Origin of the sequence: Enterococcus sp. AZ089, assembly GCF_050547225.1 — a bacterium.
Lineage (GTDB): Bacteria > Bacillota > Bacilli > Lactobacillales > Enterococcaceae > Enterococcus_D > Enterococcus_D entomosocium.
This window is the reverse complement of sequence record NZ_CP172954.1, coordinates 3,484,196-3,501,585: the sequence shown is the minus strand read 5'-3', so window position 1 is coordinate 3,501,585 and position 17,390 is coordinate 3,484,196. Positions and strand designations below refer to the sequence as shown.

Here is a 17,390-nt window from a genome sequence, read left to right as displayed (position 1 = left end):
AGATGTTAAAAGAACAATTGAAAGAAAAAGGAAAGAGCCCTAACCAGTCGGGACTTTCCAGTAAAGAAGCAGAAATGAAGCTAGAGAAATATGGGTTTAATTCCATAGAAAGCACAGACGAGAAGCATTTTTATGACTATTTGAAAGAGTCGATGAAGGATATTACCATCTTGATTTTAATCGTTGCAACGCTCTTATCTAGTTACGTTGCATTTCAAAACCATCCTGATGATTTTACGGAACCAATAGTCATCTTTTCAATTGTCATTCTTAATCTATATTTGTCGATTCGACAGCAAAAACATGCGGAAAAATCAATGAGTGAATTAAATAAAATGAGTGTTCCCGTGAGTAAAGTATTCAGAGATGGGGTGTTAAAAGAGATTGAAAGTTTGAACATTGTTCCTGGTGATATTGTTCAGTTGGCATTAGGGGACCGTATTCCAGCAGATGCTAAGCTTTTAACGAGTAGTAATTTCTTTGTTGATGAGTCGTTTCTAACTGGTGAAAGTGAACCAAGTGAAAAAGATCCCACCTATATTTCTTCTAAAGAAGATTCTTTAGGGGACAGAAAAGACTTGGTTTTTTCTGGCTCATTAGTAGTCACAGGAAAAGCAAACGTTCGAGTTGAAAAGACAGGAATGAATACGGAAATTGGTAAAATATCGAGCTTATTAAGCAAGGAAGAAACAACCATAGCACCTCTACAAATAAAAATGCAAAAACTGGGGAAAGTTCTAGGCCTAATCGCTATTCTCTCTGGCTTTCTAGCGATTGCTATAGGAATCAGCAAAGGATTGTCTTTAGAGACCAGTATCATGACTGCAATATCAATGGCTGTTGCTGCTATTCCAGAGGTTTTGCCAGTCGTAGTAACAATCTCTCTAGCTGTTGGGATGAGGAATATGGCACTGAAGAAAACCATCGTTAGGACTCCTTCAACAGTAGAAACCGTTGGGGGTGTTTCAATCATCTGCTCAGATAAAACTGGAACAATTACCGAAAATAAGATGATCGTGAAAGAAGTTATTATGATGAAGGATAGACTGACTTCCTGCTTAGAAATAACAGAAGAGAAGGAAAAAAATCTCTTGTTTCTCTTCTATCTTGCTAGTTCGATGGAAGAAAATGCAACAGTAACCAGTAATCCAACAGAGTTGGCGATCAGAAAAAAACTGGCATCGCTCTTCACTAAAGAGGAACTAGGTAAAGTCGCTTCAACCTTTGAACAGATTCATGAAGTTCCCTTTGATTCAAAACGAAAAAGGATGACTGTCTTATATAAAGTAAACGACCAATATGTTTCTGTCACAAAAGGGGCTTTTGATCGCTTGGATCTCATTGATGCGAACAACCCTGCCTACTTGAACAAGCATGATGAGTTGGCCAATCAAGCATACCGTGTTTTGGGCGTTGCTTATAAAAGATACGATGAAAAACCTACACGTCTTACTGAAGAAATTCTTGAAAGTCAGTTAGAGTTTGCAGGATTTGTTGGGATTATCGACCCAGCTCGGCCCGAAAGCTATACGGCTGTTTCTATTGCAAAACAAGCAGGGATTCAAACCGTAATGATCACAGGGGACCACTTACTAACAGCAAAAAAAATCGCAGAAGATGTAGGAATTCTCACCGATGGGAAAAAAGCAATGACCGGCGCGGATTTACATGAAATGAGCGATGAAAAATTAGCCCATGTGATTGATGACTATCGAGTCTTTGCCCGTACTTCCCCAGAAGATAAAATTCGAATCGTAAAAGCATTTCAAAAAAATGATGAGATTGTCGCTATGACTGGCGATGGTGTCAATGATGCACCTGCATTAAAAGCAGCTGATGTAGGGATCGCAATGGGAGGTGGCACAGAAGTAGCAAAGGAAGCTTCTGATATGGTTTTAGTAGACGATAATTTTGCGACGATTGTTCAGGCGGTTGAAGAAGGACGACGGGTATACAGCAATATCAGAAAATCATTATACGCGATGCTTGGTTGCAATATTTCTGCACTGACGATCGTTTTAATTTCCTTGCTCGTTGGGTGGGGAGCACCTGTTACAGCGGTTCAATTGTTAATCATAAAAGTAGTTGCAGATGGAATCCCAGGAATGAGTCTTAGCATTGAACCAGTCGATAAAAAAGCAATGATGGAAGCCCCGATCGCTAAATACACGAGCATTTTTGCGCAAGGATTATTGGTAAAAATTGTAGAAATCTCAATTGTTTTTACAGGCGTCACATTAGGCGCGATTCTAATTGGACGTCTAGAATCGATAGAGGTTTCGCAGACAATGACATTTATTGTATTGGGATTATCAACTATTGTGCATATGTTTAATTGTAGAAGTAAAGAATCTATTCTGAAGCTGCGTTTTTTGAGCAATCCGTTGTTAGTAATGACAACCTTCATAGGTGCATTGATCATTATCTTGTTAGTAACGATTCCATTCATGCAAACTATTTTTGGCTTTGTTTCTCTTCGTGCAGTTGACTGGCTATGGGTAATCGGCTTATCCATTTTTCCTTTAGTGTATATTGAAGTGAAAAAATACTTTGGTTTCTTCTAATAAGAATGATAAATAGAAAATCCTCTGTTAACAAATTTTCTTGAGAAATGAGGGAGGGCAAAAACTGGGAAGTTTTTGCGTCTCCTTTAATTATTTACAGACGCTTATGATTTCTGGTTTGATATTATTTAGAAGATATCAGAATGCATAGCAACTATTGTTGAAAGGAAGGAATCGGTAGTATGTTTCAGGAAAATCACCAGAAGTAGCTAAAAAAATCCCCTCTATTCTACTCTCTTTTTCAAGAATTCCTGTTAAATGGTAGGTTTTATGTCAAAATGAAAGGTAGAAATCGATGAGGAGTTGTTGAAATGAAGGAAACAATATTAGCAATGAAGCTGAAAGAATATAGAGAAAAAAACAAGCTAACACAAAGTATGCTAGCAGAATTATTAGAAGTAAGTGACAAGACAATCTCAAAATGGGAGTTAGGTGCTACGTACCCTAGCAAAAAAAATATGATCAAAATAGCCGAAGAATTGGATATCTCATTAGAAACATTACTTTTGGAAGAAACTAAGAAAGACAATGATGATTTAAAAGTAAGTATCAAGTATGGGGTGATTAGTTTTTGCTTGCTCTTTTTTGTCACGATGATCGTTACTTCGTTCAATCAAGACTTCAGCACGATTATGAATCTTTCTATTCAAGAAAAATTTGGTGTACTTTTAAACACTGCTTTAAAATTATTGAGCATCTCGGTGCCGCCAGCGATCATCATTGGCTCCGTGTTTTATTTTTATATCTTCCCTAAAAATAAAAAAGAGAACGAACCATTTCCTCGGTTTCGACAGAAATGGTAGATTAGAGTATAGGAATCAAGTCATGGACAGAAAAACGCATTTTAGATAAAAAGAATGCTCAGTCTGGCTAGTGTGAAAAGCGCATAAATTTTATAAGAAGGGGAGAACAGGGTGGGATTCTTTGGTAAAAAGAAAGAAGTCAGAAATTTAACGAAGGAAGAAGAAGCAGAGATCAAAGAAGAAATGGCACGACAAATTCTTTCGAAAAACGAAAATGATATTGGCATGGTCAAGAAAATTAAAGTCCTGACAAACATGCGTACAGGACAAGCGAAAGACCTATTCCTGAAATTTAGGGATGAGTTAACCGAGAATTAATCGGATAGGGAATCAGATAGCGATTGCCCTTCAAGAAGGCGATATTTTGCTTATTATGTTTCTTTCAAAATTGAGATGAATAGAAAGGGAGAATAGATATGAAGAAAAAAACTCTGAAAAATGGTATTTTTGGGTACTTGTTGTCATAATGGTTGTTGTCTTTTTCTATCTTACTAAGTAAAGAGAATGAATTTTCTTGAAAATAAACACTTACTAAGAATGACTATTTTTTAAGTTATGAATGGATGATGATTTTATGAAAAACGAATATGGATTTACCTTGATTTCAGTTTTAACTATGTTATCCATTAGATTATTATATTGATGAATGAAGCATCCAGAGACCCATTGTTTTCTGAATGCTTTTTTCATCTACAAATCATTCTTTGAGAATCCGGCTGTTGCGAAAAATCAGTGATAGTGTATTAGAATATATGATGAATTCTGTTGAAGGGTGCGTTCATTAAATGGCTCGGGCGATTAATTCCCTGTAGGGTTTCCATTAAAAGGACCACTTACAACGACTTTTCCCAACATATGGCCACTTTCGACATCTCTCGTTGCGCGCTTCAAATTTGCCGCGTTGATTCCATCCGAATAGACTTTGCTTAAGGTTGTTTTTAGTGTCCCTTCATTTGCTAAATCAGCAATCACTTTTAGCGCTTGTCCTTGTGTCTCGATTTGATAGTCGTGGTCTGTTTTAGCGAACATATACTCCCAATCAAAGCTAACAGAAAGGTTTTTCCATACACTTAAATCAAGGGGCTCGTGAAGGCCAACGATCGTGCCCACATGACCATAAGGTTTTACCAAATGGCTGATTTGATCAAAGTATTGGGTGATGTCAAACAAGACAGCGATATAGTCAACATTCGGAACGCCTAATTCTCGAAAGCTGTCCCTTAGGTCGTGATGGTAGTCTAAAGGGTGGTCAACCCCGGTTTTTTGAAGCCAGTCAAAATTTTTTGAACTAGCGGTAGCATACACTTCTAGACCTGCCCAATGAGCCAACTGATTCAGTATCGATCCGACGCCACCCGCACCATTGATGACGAGAATACTTTTCCCTTGATTGGCGTTTTCTTTAGGAATCAAGCCGAATTTTTCAAACAGCAATTCATAAGCGGTTAATGCAGTCAATGGGAATGCAGCAGCCTCTTCATCTGTTAAATTTTTAGGGGCTAGGGCAACGATCCGTTCATCGACTGCTTGATATTCTTGATTGCTTCCTGATCGAGTGGTGGTTCCTGCATAAAAGACCCGATCACCAACAGTAAATTTCATGACATCTTTTCCGACAGCGACCACTTCTCCGACCGCATCAAAACCTAAGATACGCAGGGCATTTCGCTTGCGAGTCGTTTGCCGTAATTTGGTGTCGACTGGATTGACCGAAACGGCTTTGATTTTTACTAATAAATCACGAGGGCCTGGAACAGGGATTCCTTCTTTTTGGTCAATAAAACTATGCGTAGATTCAATTGGCAGGCCTTCGAAAAAGCCTATTACATTCATCGTTTTCTGTTCTGACATCTTCATTCCTCCTTTTCTGGATAGAAAATCGCATTAGTTCTTTTACGTATTGCCCTCCCTTTGGATCAAGACCGGTTAGTTTGCTTTCGCAGGATTTTTTCCGATAAAAATGCGGAACAGACTGTAAGGCTTCTCTCTCAGGTCTTCTCCTTTGTGAAAACTAGCCTGCCGTTGCAGCTGGTTGGCGTTAAAATATAAGTATTGATCTGGTCCAATAGATAAAGTATCTGGCCATAAAATACGCGGATCGTGAGCCAAAGTCTCCATAGTACCATCCGTGTGAATCACACGAATGCTGTTGTTTTCATAGTCGCCAGCATAGATCGTTCCATCTTCTGCCGTAATCATGCCATCAGAGGCGCCTTTTTCGCCCCAATCTTTAACATGTGCTTCTAATGCGTGATCATCAATTTCTTTGTTGAAAATTTTATCGGTTTCAATTGAGTATAAATGTCGACTGGATAAAGGACTAAAAAACAAGGTTTTTCCGTCGGGAGAAATCGCTAGGCCGTCAGCTGCCACTTGCCAATGCGAAGTTGTTCCATCAGCCGAGCGATTTAACAAAATCTCGCCTTCAACTTTAGGAATAAAGGCTGGATCAACCGCGGTGGAGGGCGTGCCATCTAAAATACGGAATGCATCGCCAGTACCTAAATCGAGTACGATCAACGCACCAGGACCGGTAATAGAAGAATCGGTTATATAGGCTACCCCTTCAGAACCGCGGCGTAAATCAATTCGAACATCATTCAAATACGTAGAGTCTAGGACGACATCCGGTGAAAAAGTATAGACTTTGCGAATTTGATTAGTACTTAAATCCACAGCAACCAGTTTTGCCCCACCCTTAACAGGAACGGTGAATTTGGGTGCAGCGGTATCCAATACCCACAAAGTACCAGCACCATCAGCAACGATACTTTGTACACTTAGAAATCCGTTTTCCGGTTTTTGAGGATCAAATGTATTCGCTTCTTGGCTAGGATAAGGAATTAATTTGCCGTCTACTCGTTCAACGACTGTCGCGGTTACTTGGTCTCCCCATTCAGGAAAATTAATAAAGATTCTCCCGGTTTCCGATAAGCTAACGCCGGTAGGCATCGCATCATAAAATTCATGGACTTGTTCTAGTTTGCCAAAATAGTTTTCTTTTGCAGCATTCATTACGTATCTTCCTCTCTGAGCTTTCCCTATTTCACTTCGACTTCAAAGTTCACAACACCACGAGCTAGGACATGTCCAAAGGTATTAAAAATGAAAAAAGCTGGGGTAGAATCCTCAGGAATTTCAACTTTCTCAATAGCCAATGCCCAAACCGTTAAGAAGTAGTGATGAACACCATGACCTTTGGGCGGCGCAGCACCAATATATTTTTTCATGCGGGCATCATTTGGTAATTGAACGGCTCCCGGTGGCAGCTTTGCGTTATCGCTACTGCCGGCTCCTTGTGATAATTCCTCTACAGAAGCGGGGATATTCATGACTGCCCAATGCCAAAATCCTGATCCAGTTGGTGCATCAGGGTCGTATAAGGTAACCGCATAGCTTTTCGTATTGCTTGGTGCACCGGTCCAGTGAAGCTCTGGTGAAATATCTTGTCCATCCTCAATCCCAAAATCACCAGACATAAATTTTTTATCCATAAGTTTCCCGTCAACAATGTCCTTACTGGTCACGTGAAACGCTGGCACGTCTTGTAATCCTAAAAATGGATCGTTCATACTATCTCCTCCTTGAAACGTGTTTTTGTAACAAGGATAGCGTAATCCTCGGTCAATGAAATGTAAATTAGGGAATTTTTTTATACCACAATTAGAGGTGAACGAGTGTAAACTGACTTAAGAAGCCTGCTTGCCAGTCTTTATCCGATTTCAAATGGACTTGACCGTAATCAACTAGCCAACCATGAAAGTTTTGAGCTTGTTCATTGGTAAATGTATCTGGTAATTCGATCATATTTTGAAGGGTGAGGTAAGTAAGCGGCTCATTTAGGCCTAAGCGACTAAAAATTCGTTGTGCGTATTTATCAGCGATAAACACGACCTTATTAAACACAAAAACCATTAGTACATCTGCCGTTTCATAGCCAACACCATAGATAGCTAGCAACTCTTTTCGTAACTCAGCCTGTTCTTTTTTCTGTAGAATACCGATATCATAGTTGTAGCGCTGAAACCAAGAAAAGATTTCTTTTATCGCGCGGGATTTATTTTTGTAGAAACCACTGGGCCGAATCAGATCCTGAAGAAGGAACTGATCAATTTCTGCCAATCTTTTCGGAGAAAATCCAATCTCTCTTCTGATGTTTGCTAAGGAATAGGCCACATTTTTCCAATTGGTATTTTGAACCAAAATTGATCCGACAACGATTTCCCATGGATTTTCTGTATCCCACCACGTTGAATGTTCCATTGATGTGCTTAATGCTTCATATAATTCTTCAATATTTTCAATCTTTTTCACGTTAAAAACCTCATTTTTACTAGCAGTCGCGATCAATTGCAAGTTAAACATTCTTCTTCAAGTAATCCCGCGTTTTTGTGATTAAAATCTTCGCCCCAGCGATACAATAATTCAATGATCTCTTTTAAAGAGTAGCCATAATCGGTCATTCCATACACAACCTGTAATGGTTTTTCCTGAACGACCTTACGATAGATCAATCCATCCTTTTCTAAATCTTTCAACTGCAAAGAGACCATTCTTCTAGTGATGCCAGGAATCAGCTTTTGTAGTTCGTTATAGCGAAGTGACCCATCAAACATCAAATGATATAAGATAACGCTTTTCCAACGACCTGAAATCATTTGTAAAGTCGATTCGACCGCGCAGCCATGTTCGCAATTGTATATTTTTCTTGTCATCTTCCGTTGTCTCCTTTTCCGTATGTCTGAGAGTATCATAAGGATTTACTTACTATTTGTAAAACAATTCATCTCCTAATCGTAAGAAGGCAATAAGAAATAGACGTATAAAAAAATTCCCTAATGTACAACTCTTTCTTTTGAATCTATAGTACACGAGTAAGCAAATTTATTACCTTTACAGTTATCTCAAGTAATCCTAATAAACAACTTGCAAAAAACATTTAGGAGAGATTTATTATGAATAAGAACGGTGCAGACTTGATTGTAGATACATTGATTAAAAATGGTGTGGAATATGTCTTTCAATTGCCAGGCGGCAAGTTGGGTCCGTTATTAATGGCTTTGAAAAAACGTGAAGAGATTAAAGTTGTTACGGTAAGACATGAACAAAATGCTGGTTTCATGGCACAAGGAATTGGGCGCATGACTGGTAAACCTGGTGTAGTGATGACTACGTCAGGACCGGGGGCTTTGAATTTGGTCACGCCCTTAGCTACGGCGACTTCTGATGGTGACCCGGTATTGGCTATTGCCGGACAAGTTCCACAAGCGAAGTTAGTAACACCGTATCCTCAAAATCCTAATATTTCTGGCGTAATGAATGATTCAACGATTACTAAATATGCCAAGGAAATTCAGCATACCGATGCCCTTGCGGATGAAGTAGCGAATGCGTATGTCTCAAGTATCAATGGCAATCCCGGGGCCGTTTTTATGGATATTCCAGGTAATATTCTGTTAGCTGAGACCACTAAATCTGGTTTGGCTTTTTCGACCTTAGTGAATCAATTGGACAATACGATTAGTGACGAAGCTGCCATTCTTAGTGCAGTTGAGAAAATCAAAGCGGCAAAACGCCCAGTTATTATCGTTGGTGCTCGGGCAGCCGATGATAATGCGGCGGCTGCCATTCAAGGGTTCGTTAAAAAAACGGGAATTCCGGTCGTGGAGACGTTCGAAGCTACAGGTCTATTGACGCATGAGTTTTCCCAAAACTATGTGGGTCGAGTGGGGCTGTTTAATAACCTGCCTGGGGATGAACTGGTTTTTAACAGTGATTTAGTGATTACATTGGGATTAAATTTGGTTGAATACTGGGCTTCTGTTTGGAATACCGATAACAAGCGCATTATTGATATTGATACTGTAGTGGATCATTTAGATGAAACTTATCTCCCTGACACCATCCTCTTAGGCAATATCGCAAAAAATCTAAAAAATATTACCAATAGCATAACGGAACAAGCCATTACGGATGAGTGGAAAATGGTGGTTCATGACTTGCAAGAAAAATTGACAGCGAAGAAAAAAGTACCCAGCCAAACACCTGAGGATGCACTACATCCATTGGAAATTGTTGACTCTTTGCAAAAAATAATCGAGGCTCATCCAAATACGACCGTTGTTATGGATGGAGGAAGTCATGAAGTGTGGCTGGGTTCGTACCTAAATGTGTATCGGCCAAAACATTTCTTAATGTCTGATGGGGAACAAACCTTAGGCGTCGGTCTTCCTTGGGCGATTTCAGCAGCACTGTTACGTCCAGAGGAAAAGATTTTGTCTTCAGGTGGGGATGGCAGCTTTATGTTTTCCTCACAAGAATTAGCTACAGTAGCCCATTACAATTTGAATATTGTGCAAGTAATCTGGGTGGATAAAGAATACAACATGGTTGAATTCCAACAAGAACTAGACTATAACGGACAAAAAGAAGGGGTCGATATCGATTATATTGGGTATAAAGAAATGGCTGAAAGCTACGGTATTAAAGCAGTTCGTGTACGTTCCAAAGAAGCTTTAGATGCTGCGCTGAAGGAAGCGTACGCTACGAGTGAACCAAGAGTGATTGAAATGATCGAAGACAATCATGAGAATATTCATTTACGAGATAAAGAACCGTTTAAAAAGTACTGAGTCTTTCTACTATGGGCCACAAAACATGTGTTAGAAAAGAATGGCAATGCACCTTTACTACGTTAAAGAAAAGAAAGTTCTTTTTACAATAAAAACAGTGCCTGACTAAAAATATGAAGTGGAATTTTTAGAGAATCCAGGACAGAAGTCTTTAATAAAATGCCGTTGGTAAGGACGATGATTCGTTTGCTGCTAGCGGTATTTTTGTTAGCATCTCCTCTGATTTTTTCGGAGAAAAGGTCTGCCAATTCGGCACTGTCTTAAAAAAGCACATCGATACTCTAAATACGGTGGATAGCGGTGATTTGGATACGTGTTTCTAGTCTTCATAGAGGCAGATTTCAAGTAAGTCGAATGAAGGAAATTAAGCACTTCCTATGTTGTTTGATGGAAGAATTATTAGTGAGGAGACTCCTTTTTCCAGCTAAGGAATGACTTCTATAGGATGGTTTCCTTGTTAATTGTTGTAAGTATAATGTGTAAAAATATTTTAAGTTTCTTTTTTTAATGATTGATATGTATAATAAGATGGTAAAGCAATAAAGTGTATGCTGAAAAGAGGTCTCTTATGAAAAAATTTGCACTCGGCGTTTTTTGTTTCAGTCTTTTTATCACGGTCGTTGGCTTTTTTTTACAAACGATTTTGATTCCTATTCAAGATTTTGACACAATAAGCCAAGAAGAGCTTAAGAATATCCAACTTGATCTTGCTATTAATTATCCATTAGGAACTGGTATGCTCTATGTCGGACTTCCTTTGTTAGTATGCTCGAGTGGTTATTTGGTTTATTGTTATTTTAGAGATAGGAAGAACTGAAAGAAGAGTAAAACTATCTGGAGTATAAAGCTTTCGTTCATTAGGAGGGATAAGTTGAAAAGAGGGTTATTTTTATTGTTTTATGTCCTATGGAAGGGGCTAGCAATACGTGGCATTCCTTCTTTTTATGCAAGATATTTGATGAGTTATAATCATTTCGGAGTAAAACTATTGTTCGTTTTACTTGGTATCCTTCTTTTCCGTAACTATTTAGTAGAGAGTTATAAAAAGATAAATAAAATTGCGCTAATAAAAATCGGTCTCATCGTACCTACTAGTATTATCCTCACTATCGGTTTAATTAATATTCTTTTATTTCGTGATCTCAATGCGTTGATTTTTGTTTATCTCTCCGATCAAAGAACCCTTCCATTTGTATTCGATGTACTTTTGCTAGCACCTGTTTTCGAGGAAATGCTTTATCGCTATACACTGATTTATGTTGGAGAAAAACGATGGTTGAGAATCATCACTGCTGTCGGAAGCCTCTTGCTTTTTACTGAAAGTCATATCGTAAATGTGAACGGGAATCTTTTTGCTCTTTTTCCCTACTTTGTCATAGGGTTTTATTTGACGATCACCTATTTACGTAGGGGAAATATTTGGGAATCCATTTTTGCACATAGCTTCTATAATTTCGTTGTGATGGCAGCAGCTATCTTGATCTAAAGATTTCTTCTTAATGTTTCCTCTTAATAGTAGAAGAATTGGGGGCAATTTATCTATTATGTACGTATAGAATCTCTAAAACATATTTGGTGAAAGTACATTTGAGAGGTCAGAGAAGCGTCTTAGGCATGTTGTTTTGTACAGTTCTTATCTACGAATGTCTGTCCTTCGTCATTTTTTAGATCATCATTTAGGTTCCACTGCTAAATATGAAAAGCAACTCCTTGTTCAAAGATGACTCACTGGCCCTATTTCCAAGAACATTGTCATACTGACAAAGAAAAGTGACGACATACAATTCAGTAAGAACTAATACAAGTCCGCTTCCTTTTGCAATGTGAGCGGACTTGTATTGGTTTTCTTCAATAAAAACCTATTAACTTTCAGTATCTAACATCCGCTCCATAAACCATTCCACTTGTTGGGGGGCATCGTGGTCAAAGAATGCGGACTCTTTTTTATCTAAAGCGGCTATTTTTTCAATGTCTTCTTGGGAAAGCTCAAAGTCAAAAATAGCAATGTTTTCAGCCATCCGTTCTGGACGAACTGTTTTTGCTAAAGCGACAATCCCTCTTTGCATCAACCAGCGAAGAACAACTTGACCAACCGTTTTGCCATATTGCTTGCCAATTTCTGCTAATGTCGGATTGGTAAATAGGTCATGGCGTCCTTCTGCAAAGGGAGCCCAAGCTTCAACTTGGACGTCATATTTTTCATGCCATTCCTGATCTTCCGCTCGTTGATTCCAAGGGTTCACTTCGATTTGATTGATTTGAGGTTTCGCCTCATTCAAGCCGACAAACTCGATCATCTTAGCTGATTTGAAATTTGAAACGCCAATTGCACGTAATTTTCCTGTTTTTTGAGCAGCAACCATTGAGCGCCAAGCACCATAAATATCTCCATATGGTTGGTGAATAAGGTAGAGATCAAGATAAGTTAATCCCATTGTTTCAAGCGAATGTTCAATCGTTTCTTTCGCTTTATCTTCGGAAGCTTGGAGAATAAATAATTTAGAGGTAACAAAAAGTTCTTCTCGAGTGACTAGACCTTCAGTGATGGCGCGCTTGATTCCCTCGCCTGTTTCTGTTTCATTTCCATAAATAGAAGCAGTGTCGATCAGTCGATACCCAGCTTTGATTGCTTGGTAAACAGCTTCTGCTGTTTCTTCCAAAGGTATTTGATAAACGCCAAATCCTAGTTGCGGCATGGTGACACCATTATTGAGTGTGATTGTTTGCATAATGTTTCCTCCTCTAATTTTCATTGCATGTTCTATCCTAAACCTTGGAGTTAAGTCCATAGCAAGTGAAAGATGTTACTTTTTTCGTTCCCATAATTTTTCCACTTTATCAGGGGTCATATTTCCTGCTTTAAATTTTGCGATATGCTCATCATACGTTTCTATCTTATAAATAAGTAGGTCTCTTACTTCCTGCATTGCTGCTAACTTTTTCTCTAATTCTTCGAGTTGATCGGCTAAAATCTGTTTCTGAGCTGTTTCGACGTTTTGACTTTCACGTACTTGTGCCAATTGAGCAAATTCAATTAGCGATTCGATCGACAATCCTGCATTTCGTAAATGTTTTGCTAAATAGATCCAGTTTAGATCATTTGTTGTGTACACCCGATAGCCACTCTCATTGCGTTGGACAGGTGGAATCACACCGACTCGTTCATAATAGCGCAATGTGTCTACGCTCAAATCAAACATTTCCGCTGCTTTTTTTATATTCATCGTTGGTTCTCCTTATCTTTTCTATAAGTAATCATAAACCCTGAAGTGGACTCTAGGGCAAGTGGTTTAAAATCGTTTATTGAAAAGAATATATTTTGTTCGTTATGGCGACTATTCGGGAAGAAAAAGCTACAAGCATTTTTATTTCAACAGAATGATTTGAGAAATCATCAGTATTGAAAGCTCCTTTCTTAGTGTGTTTCAAAGCAAGTCATACTCTCTTAGAATTGATTGTTTCGTTATCTATTTGAGCGAGGCAGTTTTTATCCATAGATTTTAAATAAATCCATCTCATGTTATGATGATGTTGAAAATTCTTAACTTGGATCAATGAAACAGCGATTCTTGTTATGAAAAACGAAAATAAGCTGATGAGAGTGTGACTATCCATGAATATAAAAGAAGTAAGTAGTATGAATCAAAAGTTAGAGCAACAATTAATTGAAGTATGGGAGAGTTCTGTTAAGGCGACGCACACCTTTTTGTCAGAGACCGAAATCCAAGCCATTAAGCAATACATTCCAGAGGCATTGCATCATGTGCCACATTTGATTATCGTAGAAAGTGAAAATGGAGAGCCAGCTGGCTTCATGGGGATCTCGGATCGAAATCTTGAAATGCTTTTTATAGCAAATGAACAAAGAGGCAAGGGACTAGGAAGAAAACTCTTGGCATACGGGATGGAAAACTATTCTGTAAATGAACTGGGAGTAAATGAACAGAATCCTCAGGCGAAAGGATTTTATGAGCATATGGGATTTGAGGTATACAAAAGAAGCGAGTTAGACGAACAAGGAAACCCTTATCCAATTCTTTATATGAAGAAAGTTGATAACAAGTAGCTGTTAAAAATTATTTGCGTTTGCGGGAAATATGTAAGAAGGAGTCGAGACATATATAGCTAGTCACGACCCCTTCTTTGATTGCTATTATCCTTATTAATAAGTAAAGTAAGGATCAAATGATTTTCTCTTAACTAGCTTTCTCTTCTTTTTTTATCTCTTCTTTTTTCTGATTTGAAAATGGTGTATCAGTCTCTTCAGGTAAGATGATTGGTGGATGATGGGAATGCTGATTACTTCCACACATGGTGATGATTTGTTCTTTTGAAGCTTCAGAGATTACTTTCATTGTATACCTCTCCTTTCTTTTATATTTCCAGATGACATAAGGTAGGCCTATATCATCTAAATTCATGATTTATTTAACTGAATTAGCTCATCAAATGAACCTAGAAATTCCTGATTTGTTGAGTGAGTAACGACAATGATTATTTTATCTGTAAGTGAGCAGATTAAGTCACTGATAATCATCTCGTTTATACTGTCTAGACCAGATGTTGGTTCGTCAAAAAGAATAACATCGGAATCTTTAAAGATTGCCCGAGCAATCTCAAGCCGTCTAAGCTCGCCGCCAGAAAGAAAGTTTATCCATGTATTATCTTGCGTATCGGTTAAATCATTGTTATCAAAGCGATCATCTAATCCACTTCGTTTTAAAACATCAACGATTTTTTCAAGTTCGTATTCACTAAAAATAGAAACGTTGTAAGCAATACTCGTCTGGAAGATAGCAGTTTTTTGTTGGACAAGTGCAACTTTCTCATAAAGGGAGTCTCTAGATAGCTGATTCATCTCTTGCTGGTCAACCAATACTTGATGATCGTCGATAGGGTAAATTCCCGCTAAAATATTCAATAGTGTCGACTTCCCGCTACCGCTTGCGCCAGTGATAGCATATTTTTTTCCACGCTCAAATGTTTGAGTAAAACCATTAAAAATCAAACGATTTCCATGATGGAAATGCAGATTTTCAATCGATAAAGTATTTATTGGTTCTGCAAGTTCAAGTGAGCGATTGGGCTCATCATCATCGGTACCATCAATGAAAGCTATAAGATCGTCCGCGACCTTCTTGCTCGCTAAAATATCTGTAACTGAAGTACTGAAATACTCTAACGGACCGGCAATCGTACTCATTAGTGTAGTCATCGCAATAAGATCGGGAATGGTGATTATTTTGGCAGCAACAAAGAAACCACCAACGATCCATGTCCCTGAATAGGCAAGATCCCCAAGTCCAAAAGAAATTGCATAAGTCAGTCCTTGTAAGGTTTCAAAAGTGATACTTTCCTTTTTTAATCGTTCACTACTGTTAGTAAAAATTTTCGTATATGTTGGAAAACCTTTGCCGACACGTAAGGTCAGGTATCCTGAGAGAAGTTGGTCAAATAAACTAAGTGTACGATCTTGCTCCAGAACAACGGACTTGCGACGATCACTAAGGATTCGCTTAGCGAAATAAGGGGCTAGCAAAGGACTAAAAGCTAAGAGCAGCATAATCAATGAAAAAGAAGTGTTTAATTTTAGTGTGAATAAAAGAGAGAATAGAAAGGTAAAAATGCTTAAAATCAGTCCAAATCCGGGCTTTAAAAATTCTAATTCAACGACTTTCATTTCATTTGCCAACTTTGAGAGATACTCGTTTTTCTCATTTTTAAGAAATAGTACCGGATTCATTCGAACGATTTTCTGCGAGAGACTCTCTCTCAGTTGATTCATTATTGATTGAACTAAGACGGATTTACTTCTTCTTGGAATAAAATCGCTCATCGTGTTCAATAAGATGTAAAAGAAGGCGAATATACCAATAAATAAAAGTCTTTTTACATCTCCTGACATAGCAACCTCGGTGATTTGTCTATACACCAAAGCAACCCCAACTTGAATGAGCGCTGCCATTGCGCATAAAATCACATGCAAAAAGAAAAGTGGTTGGTTTCTTTTTAATATTTTTTTCATTCTCTCCCTCCTATGTAAAAACTATATCACAAATTAAAAAAAAATTGAAATATTATTTTGTGAAATGTATAATTATTGAAAAAGGGGGTTAGGTGATGCGTTTTTCACGGTATGTCGATATCATTGAGAACGGTAACGAGACTATTCTTTGCAATACATTAACGCAAGAAATAGTTACTATTGATTCAAAAAAAATGAAAAGTAAAACGGAGATTTCGAGCGAAATAAGTGAAGGTGAACGAAAATATTTATTTGAAAATGGATTTATACACGGTAATTTGGAAAGTTATAAACAGAAAACAATCAATTTAAAGAGAGACTTAGTTACTATCACTATAAATATCACAGAAGATTGCAACTTTTCGTGTACTTATTGTTACCAGAATGATTTCCTTTCTAAAAATGTTATTACTGATCAGACGATAAATAATATAATGCAATACATTTTAGACATTGCTCAGCTAGGCGTTCGGAGACTATATATCTATTTTTTCGGGGGCGAGCCACTTCTTTATAAAAAAAGAATTCTCGCAATTAAAAGTAAGATTGATCAAATTGCGTCAGAGAAATCACTCTCAATTTCTTATGGTTTAGGAACAAACGCCTATCTACTCACTCCAGATTTTATAAATCATTTTGATTCTTTAATTGTCGATACTACACTAACATCTAGAAAAGATCATGATAGAAATAGATCTCTTAAGAGTGGAAGCGGAACGTATGATAAGATTTTTGAAAATCTAGCGGTAGCATCTAAGAGCGGACGTGTTAAAATCCATATTGGTTATAATACATCTGATAAAAATACAGAAGAGTTTCAGTCTTTTCTCGTTACGATCCGCCAAAGTGATATCAAAGCCCATATCAATTGCTATTACATTAATAACTATGAGTTTAATGAAAATTATTTCAATGCATTATCCTATGAAAAATATCTAAAGTGGGTATCTTCAACTGCAATTGATCACCTAATTGAAAACGGTTTCCTGGTGAATGTCTCTCCATTTTCTTCGTATCGCTTTGAGTGCGATGCGTATAATCCTTGGTCTGTAAAGTTTTTCTCTGATGGATCTATAGGGTTATGTAATGCAACAAATTTTTATGAACGTAGAATAATAAAAAGTTTTACAGAATCATCTTCTTTTGCAGAAGATGTTCAATATAGCCTTTATGACCAAAAGAGTGTTCTTCCGAAAAGCAACAATCAGTGTAATTCATGTGAATTAATTGCAGTGTGTCGAGGAAAGGTACAGTGTGATACTTCATGTAACCCCAACTATTCAATTGATAGAGAAACATTCATACGTTCTTTTGTAAAGCATACAAATCTAGGTAACAGAAAATTTTTTACCCAATTTAATTAGGA

At 37.7% G+C, this 17,390-nt stretch carries 17 protein-coding genes; 8 read left to right on the top strand and 9 right to left on the bottom strand.

The window, feature by feature from the left end:
* Positions 1-2 precede the first annotated feature (2 nt).
* From IGJ01_RS16315 to IGJ01_RS16305, 3 genes are all read left to right on the top strand, one after another.
* A complete protein-coding gene (locus tag IGJ01_RS16315) occupies positions 3-2,564 on the top strand; it encodes a cation-translocating P-type ATPase (protein WP_005233166.1) in 2,562 nt (853 codons plus the stop codon).
* A 311-nt stretch (positions 2,565-2,875) separates the two neighbouring features.
* On the top strand, positions 2,876-3,367 hold the full coding sequence (locus IGJ01_RS16310; RefSeq protein ID WP_005233169.1) for a helix-turn-helix domain-containing protein: 492 nt from the start codon (positions 2,876-2,878) through the stop codon (positions 3,365-3,367).
* Positions 3,368-3,478: 111 nt separating this feature from the next.
* Complete coding sequence (locus tag IGJ01_RS16305; protein WP_005233172.1) at positions 3,479-3,685, top strand: hypothetical protein; 207 nt, start codon at positions 3,479-3,481, stop codon at positions 3,683-3,685.
* A gap of 480 nt (positions 3,686-4,165) precedes the next feature.
* Here IGJ01_RS16305 and IGJ01_RS16300 read toward each other — a convergent pair whose 3' ends face one another.
* The 5 genes from IGJ01_RS16300 to IGJ01_RS16280 all read right to left on the bottom strand — a co-directional run bounded on the left by IGJ01_RS16300 (position 4,166) and on the right by IGJ01_RS16280 (position 8,082).
* The gene (locus IGJ01_RS16300; protein WP_008380297.1) at positions 4,166-5,218 is read right to left on the bottom strand and encodes a zinc-binding alcohol dehydrogenase family protein; all 1,053 of its coding nucleotides are present in this window, start codon (positions 5,216-5,218) and stop codon (positions 4,166-4,168) included.
* 75 nt (positions 5,219-5,293) lie between these two features.
* Positions 5,294-6,382, bottom strand: coding sequence for an L-dopachrome tautomerase-related protein (locus IGJ01_RS16295; RefSeq protein WP_005233176.1), 1,089 nt, complete (start codon positions 6,380-6,382; stop codon positions 5,294-5,296).
* Between the two features lie 26 nt (positions 6,383-6,408).
* Positions 6,409-6,939, bottom strand: a complete 531-nt coding sequence (locus IGJ01_RS16290; RefSeq protein ID WP_005233187.1) for a YbhB/YbcL family Raf kinase inhibitor-like protein — start codon at positions 6,937-6,939, stop codon at positions 6,409-6,411.
* Between the two features lie 91 nt (positions 6,940-7,030).
* Positions 7,031-7,732 carry an endonuclease III domain-containing protein gene (locus tag IGJ01_RS16285; RefSeq protein ID WP_005233189.1) on the bottom strand — a complete coding sequence of 234 codons (702 nt, stop codon included), beginning with the start codon at positions 7,730-7,732 and terminating at the stop codon, positions 7,031-7,033.
* Entirely contained in the window at positions 7,714-8,082 is a 369-nt protein-coding gene (locus IGJ01_RS16280; protein WP_008380292.1) for a winged helix-turn-helix transcriptional regulator, read from the bottom strand. The genes IGJ01_RS16285 and IGJ01_RS16280 overlap by 19 nt, the downstream gene beginning before the upstream one ends.
* A 240-nt stretch (positions 8,083-8,322) precedes the next feature.
* Here IGJ01_RS16280 and alsS point away from each other — a divergent pair, with 240 nt between their 5' ends.
* The 3 genes from alsS (at position 8,323) to IGJ01_RS16265 (ending at position 11,485) form a co-directional block, all read left to right on the top strand.
* Positions 8,323-9,999, top strand: a complete 1,677-nt coding sequence (alsS, locus tag IGJ01_RS16275; protein WP_008380291.1) for an acetolactate synthase AlsS — start codon at positions 8,323-8,325, stop codon at positions 9,997-9,999.
* A 568-nt stretch (positions 10,000-10,567) separates the two neighbouring features.
* Positions 10,568-10,816: a hypothetical protein gene (locus IGJ01_RS16270; protein WP_008380289.1), complete on the top strand. Its 249-nt coding sequence runs from the start codon at positions 10,568-10,570 to the stop codon at positions 10,814-10,816.
* Positions 10,817-10,870: 54 nt separating this feature from the next.
* Positions 10,871-11,485 (top strand): CPBP family intramembrane glutamic endopeptidase, encoded by a 615-nt coding sequence (locus tag IGJ01_RS16265; protein ID WP_008380288.1) that lies wholly within the window; start codon positions 10,871-10,873, stop codon positions 11,483-11,485.
* 376 nt (positions 11,486-11,861) lie between these two features.
* Here the strand turns inward: IGJ01_RS16265 and IGJ01_RS16260 are convergent, their stop codons facing one another.
* Positions 11,862-12,728 carry an aldo/keto reductase gene (locus tag IGJ01_RS16260; protein ID WP_008380285.1) on the bottom strand — a complete coding sequence of 289 codons (867 nt, stop codon included), beginning with the start codon at positions 12,726-12,728 and terminating at the stop codon, positions 11,862-11,864.
* 75 nt (positions 12,729-12,803) lie between these two features.
* Positions 12,804-13,223, bottom strand: a complete 420-nt coding sequence (locus tag IGJ01_RS16255) for a MerR family transcriptional regulator (protein WP_005233209.1) — start codon at positions 13,221-13,223, stop codon at positions 12,804-12,806.
* Positions 13,224-13,612: 389 nt separating this feature from the next.
* Between IGJ01_RS16255 and IGJ01_RS16250 the strand changes: the two genes are divergently transcribed.
* Positions 13,613-14,065, top strand: coding sequence for a GNAT family N-acetyltransferase (locus tag IGJ01_RS16250; RefSeq protein WP_005230546.1), 453 nt, complete (start codon positions 13,613-13,615; stop codon positions 14,063-14,065).
* Between the two features lie 130 nt (positions 14,066-14,195).
* On the opposite strand, the gene IGJ01_RS16245 is transcribed toward IGJ01_RS16250, so the two are convergent.
* Both IGJ01_RS16245 and IGJ01_RS16240 read right to left on the bottom strand, forming a co-directional pair.
* A complete protein-coding gene (locus IGJ01_RS16245) occupies positions 14,196-14,354 on the bottom strand; it encodes a hypothetical protein (protein ID WP_008380281.1) in 159 nt (52 codons plus the stop codon).
* A gap of 62 nt (positions 14,355-14,416) precedes the next feature.
* Positions 14,417-16,024 (bottom strand): ATP-binding cassette domain-containing protein, encoded by a 1,608-nt coding sequence (locus IGJ01_RS16240; RefSeq protein ID WP_005233211.1) that lies wholly within the window; start codon positions 16,022-16,024, stop codon positions 14,417-14,419.
* Between the two features lie 95 nt (positions 16,025-16,119).
* Between IGJ01_RS16240 and IGJ01_RS16235 the strand changes: the two genes are divergently transcribed.
* Entirely contained in the window at positions 16,120-17,388 is a 1,269-nt protein-coding gene (locus tag IGJ01_RS16235; RefSeq protein WP_430601251.1) for a radical SAM protein, read from the top strand.
* Positions 17,389-17,390: the final 2 nt, after the last annotated feature.

Bases quoted from the DNA above. Each gene is read 5' to 3' on its own strand.
- IGJ01_RS16315 (WP_005233166.1), top strand. From the start codon at position 3: ATGTTAAAAGAACAATTGAAAGAAAAAGGAAAGAGCCCTAACCAGTCG.
- IGJ01_RS16310 (WP_005233169.1), top strand. From the start codon at position 2,876: ATGAAGGAAACAATATTAGCAATGAAGCTGAAAGAATATAGAGAAAAA.
- IGJ01_RS16300 (WP_008380297.1), bottom strand. From the start codon at position 5,218: ATGTCAGAACAGAAAACGATGAATGTAATAGGCTTTTTCGAAGGCCTG.
- IGJ01_RS16295 (WP_005233176.1), bottom strand. From the start codon at position 6,382: ATGAATGCTGCAAAAGAAAACTATTTTGGCAAACTAGAACAAGTCCAT.
- IGJ01_RS16290 (WP_005233187.1), bottom strand. From the start codon at position 6,939: ATGAACGATCCATTTTTAGGATTACAAGACGTGCCAGCGTTTCACGTG.
- IGJ01_RS16285 (WP_005233189.1), bottom strand. From the start codon at position 7,732: ATGTTTAACTTGCAATTGATCGCGACTGCTAGTAAAAATGAGGTTTTT.
- IGJ01_RS16280 (WP_008380292.1), bottom strand. From the start codon at position 8,082: ATGACAAGAAAAATATACAATTGCGAACATGGCTGCGCGGTCGAATCG.
- alsS (WP_008380291.1), top strand. From the start codon at position 8,323: ATGAATAAGAACGGTGCAGACTTGATTGTAGATACATTGATTAAAAAT.
- IGJ01_RS16270 (WP_008380289.1), top strand. From the start codon at position 10,568: ATGAAAAAATTTGCACTCGGCGTTTTTTGTTTCAGTCTTTTTATCACG.
- IGJ01_RS16260 (WP_008380285.1), bottom strand. From the start codon at position 12,728: ATGCAAACAATCACACTCAATAATGGTGTCACCATGCCGCAACTAGGA.
- IGJ01_RS16255 (WP_005233209.1), bottom strand. From the start codon at position 13,223: ATGAATATAAAAAAAGCAGCGGAAATGTTTGATTTGAGCGTAGACACA.
- IGJ01_RS16250 (WP_005230546.1), top strand. From the start codon at position 13,613: ATGAATATAAAAGAAGTAAGTAGTATGAATCAAAAGTTAGAGCAACAA.
- IGJ01_RS16245 (WP_008380281.1), bottom strand. From the start codon at position 14,354: ATGAAAGTAATCTCTGAAGCTTCAAAAGAACAAATCATCACCATGTGT.
- IGJ01_RS16240 (WP_005233211.1), bottom strand. From the start codon at position 16,024: ATGAAAAAAATATTAAAAAGAAACCAACCACTTTTCTTTTTGCATGTG.
- IGJ01_RS16235 (WP_430601251.1), top strand. From the start codon at position 16,120: ATGCGTTTTTCACGGTATGTCGATATCATTGAGAACGGTAACGAGACT.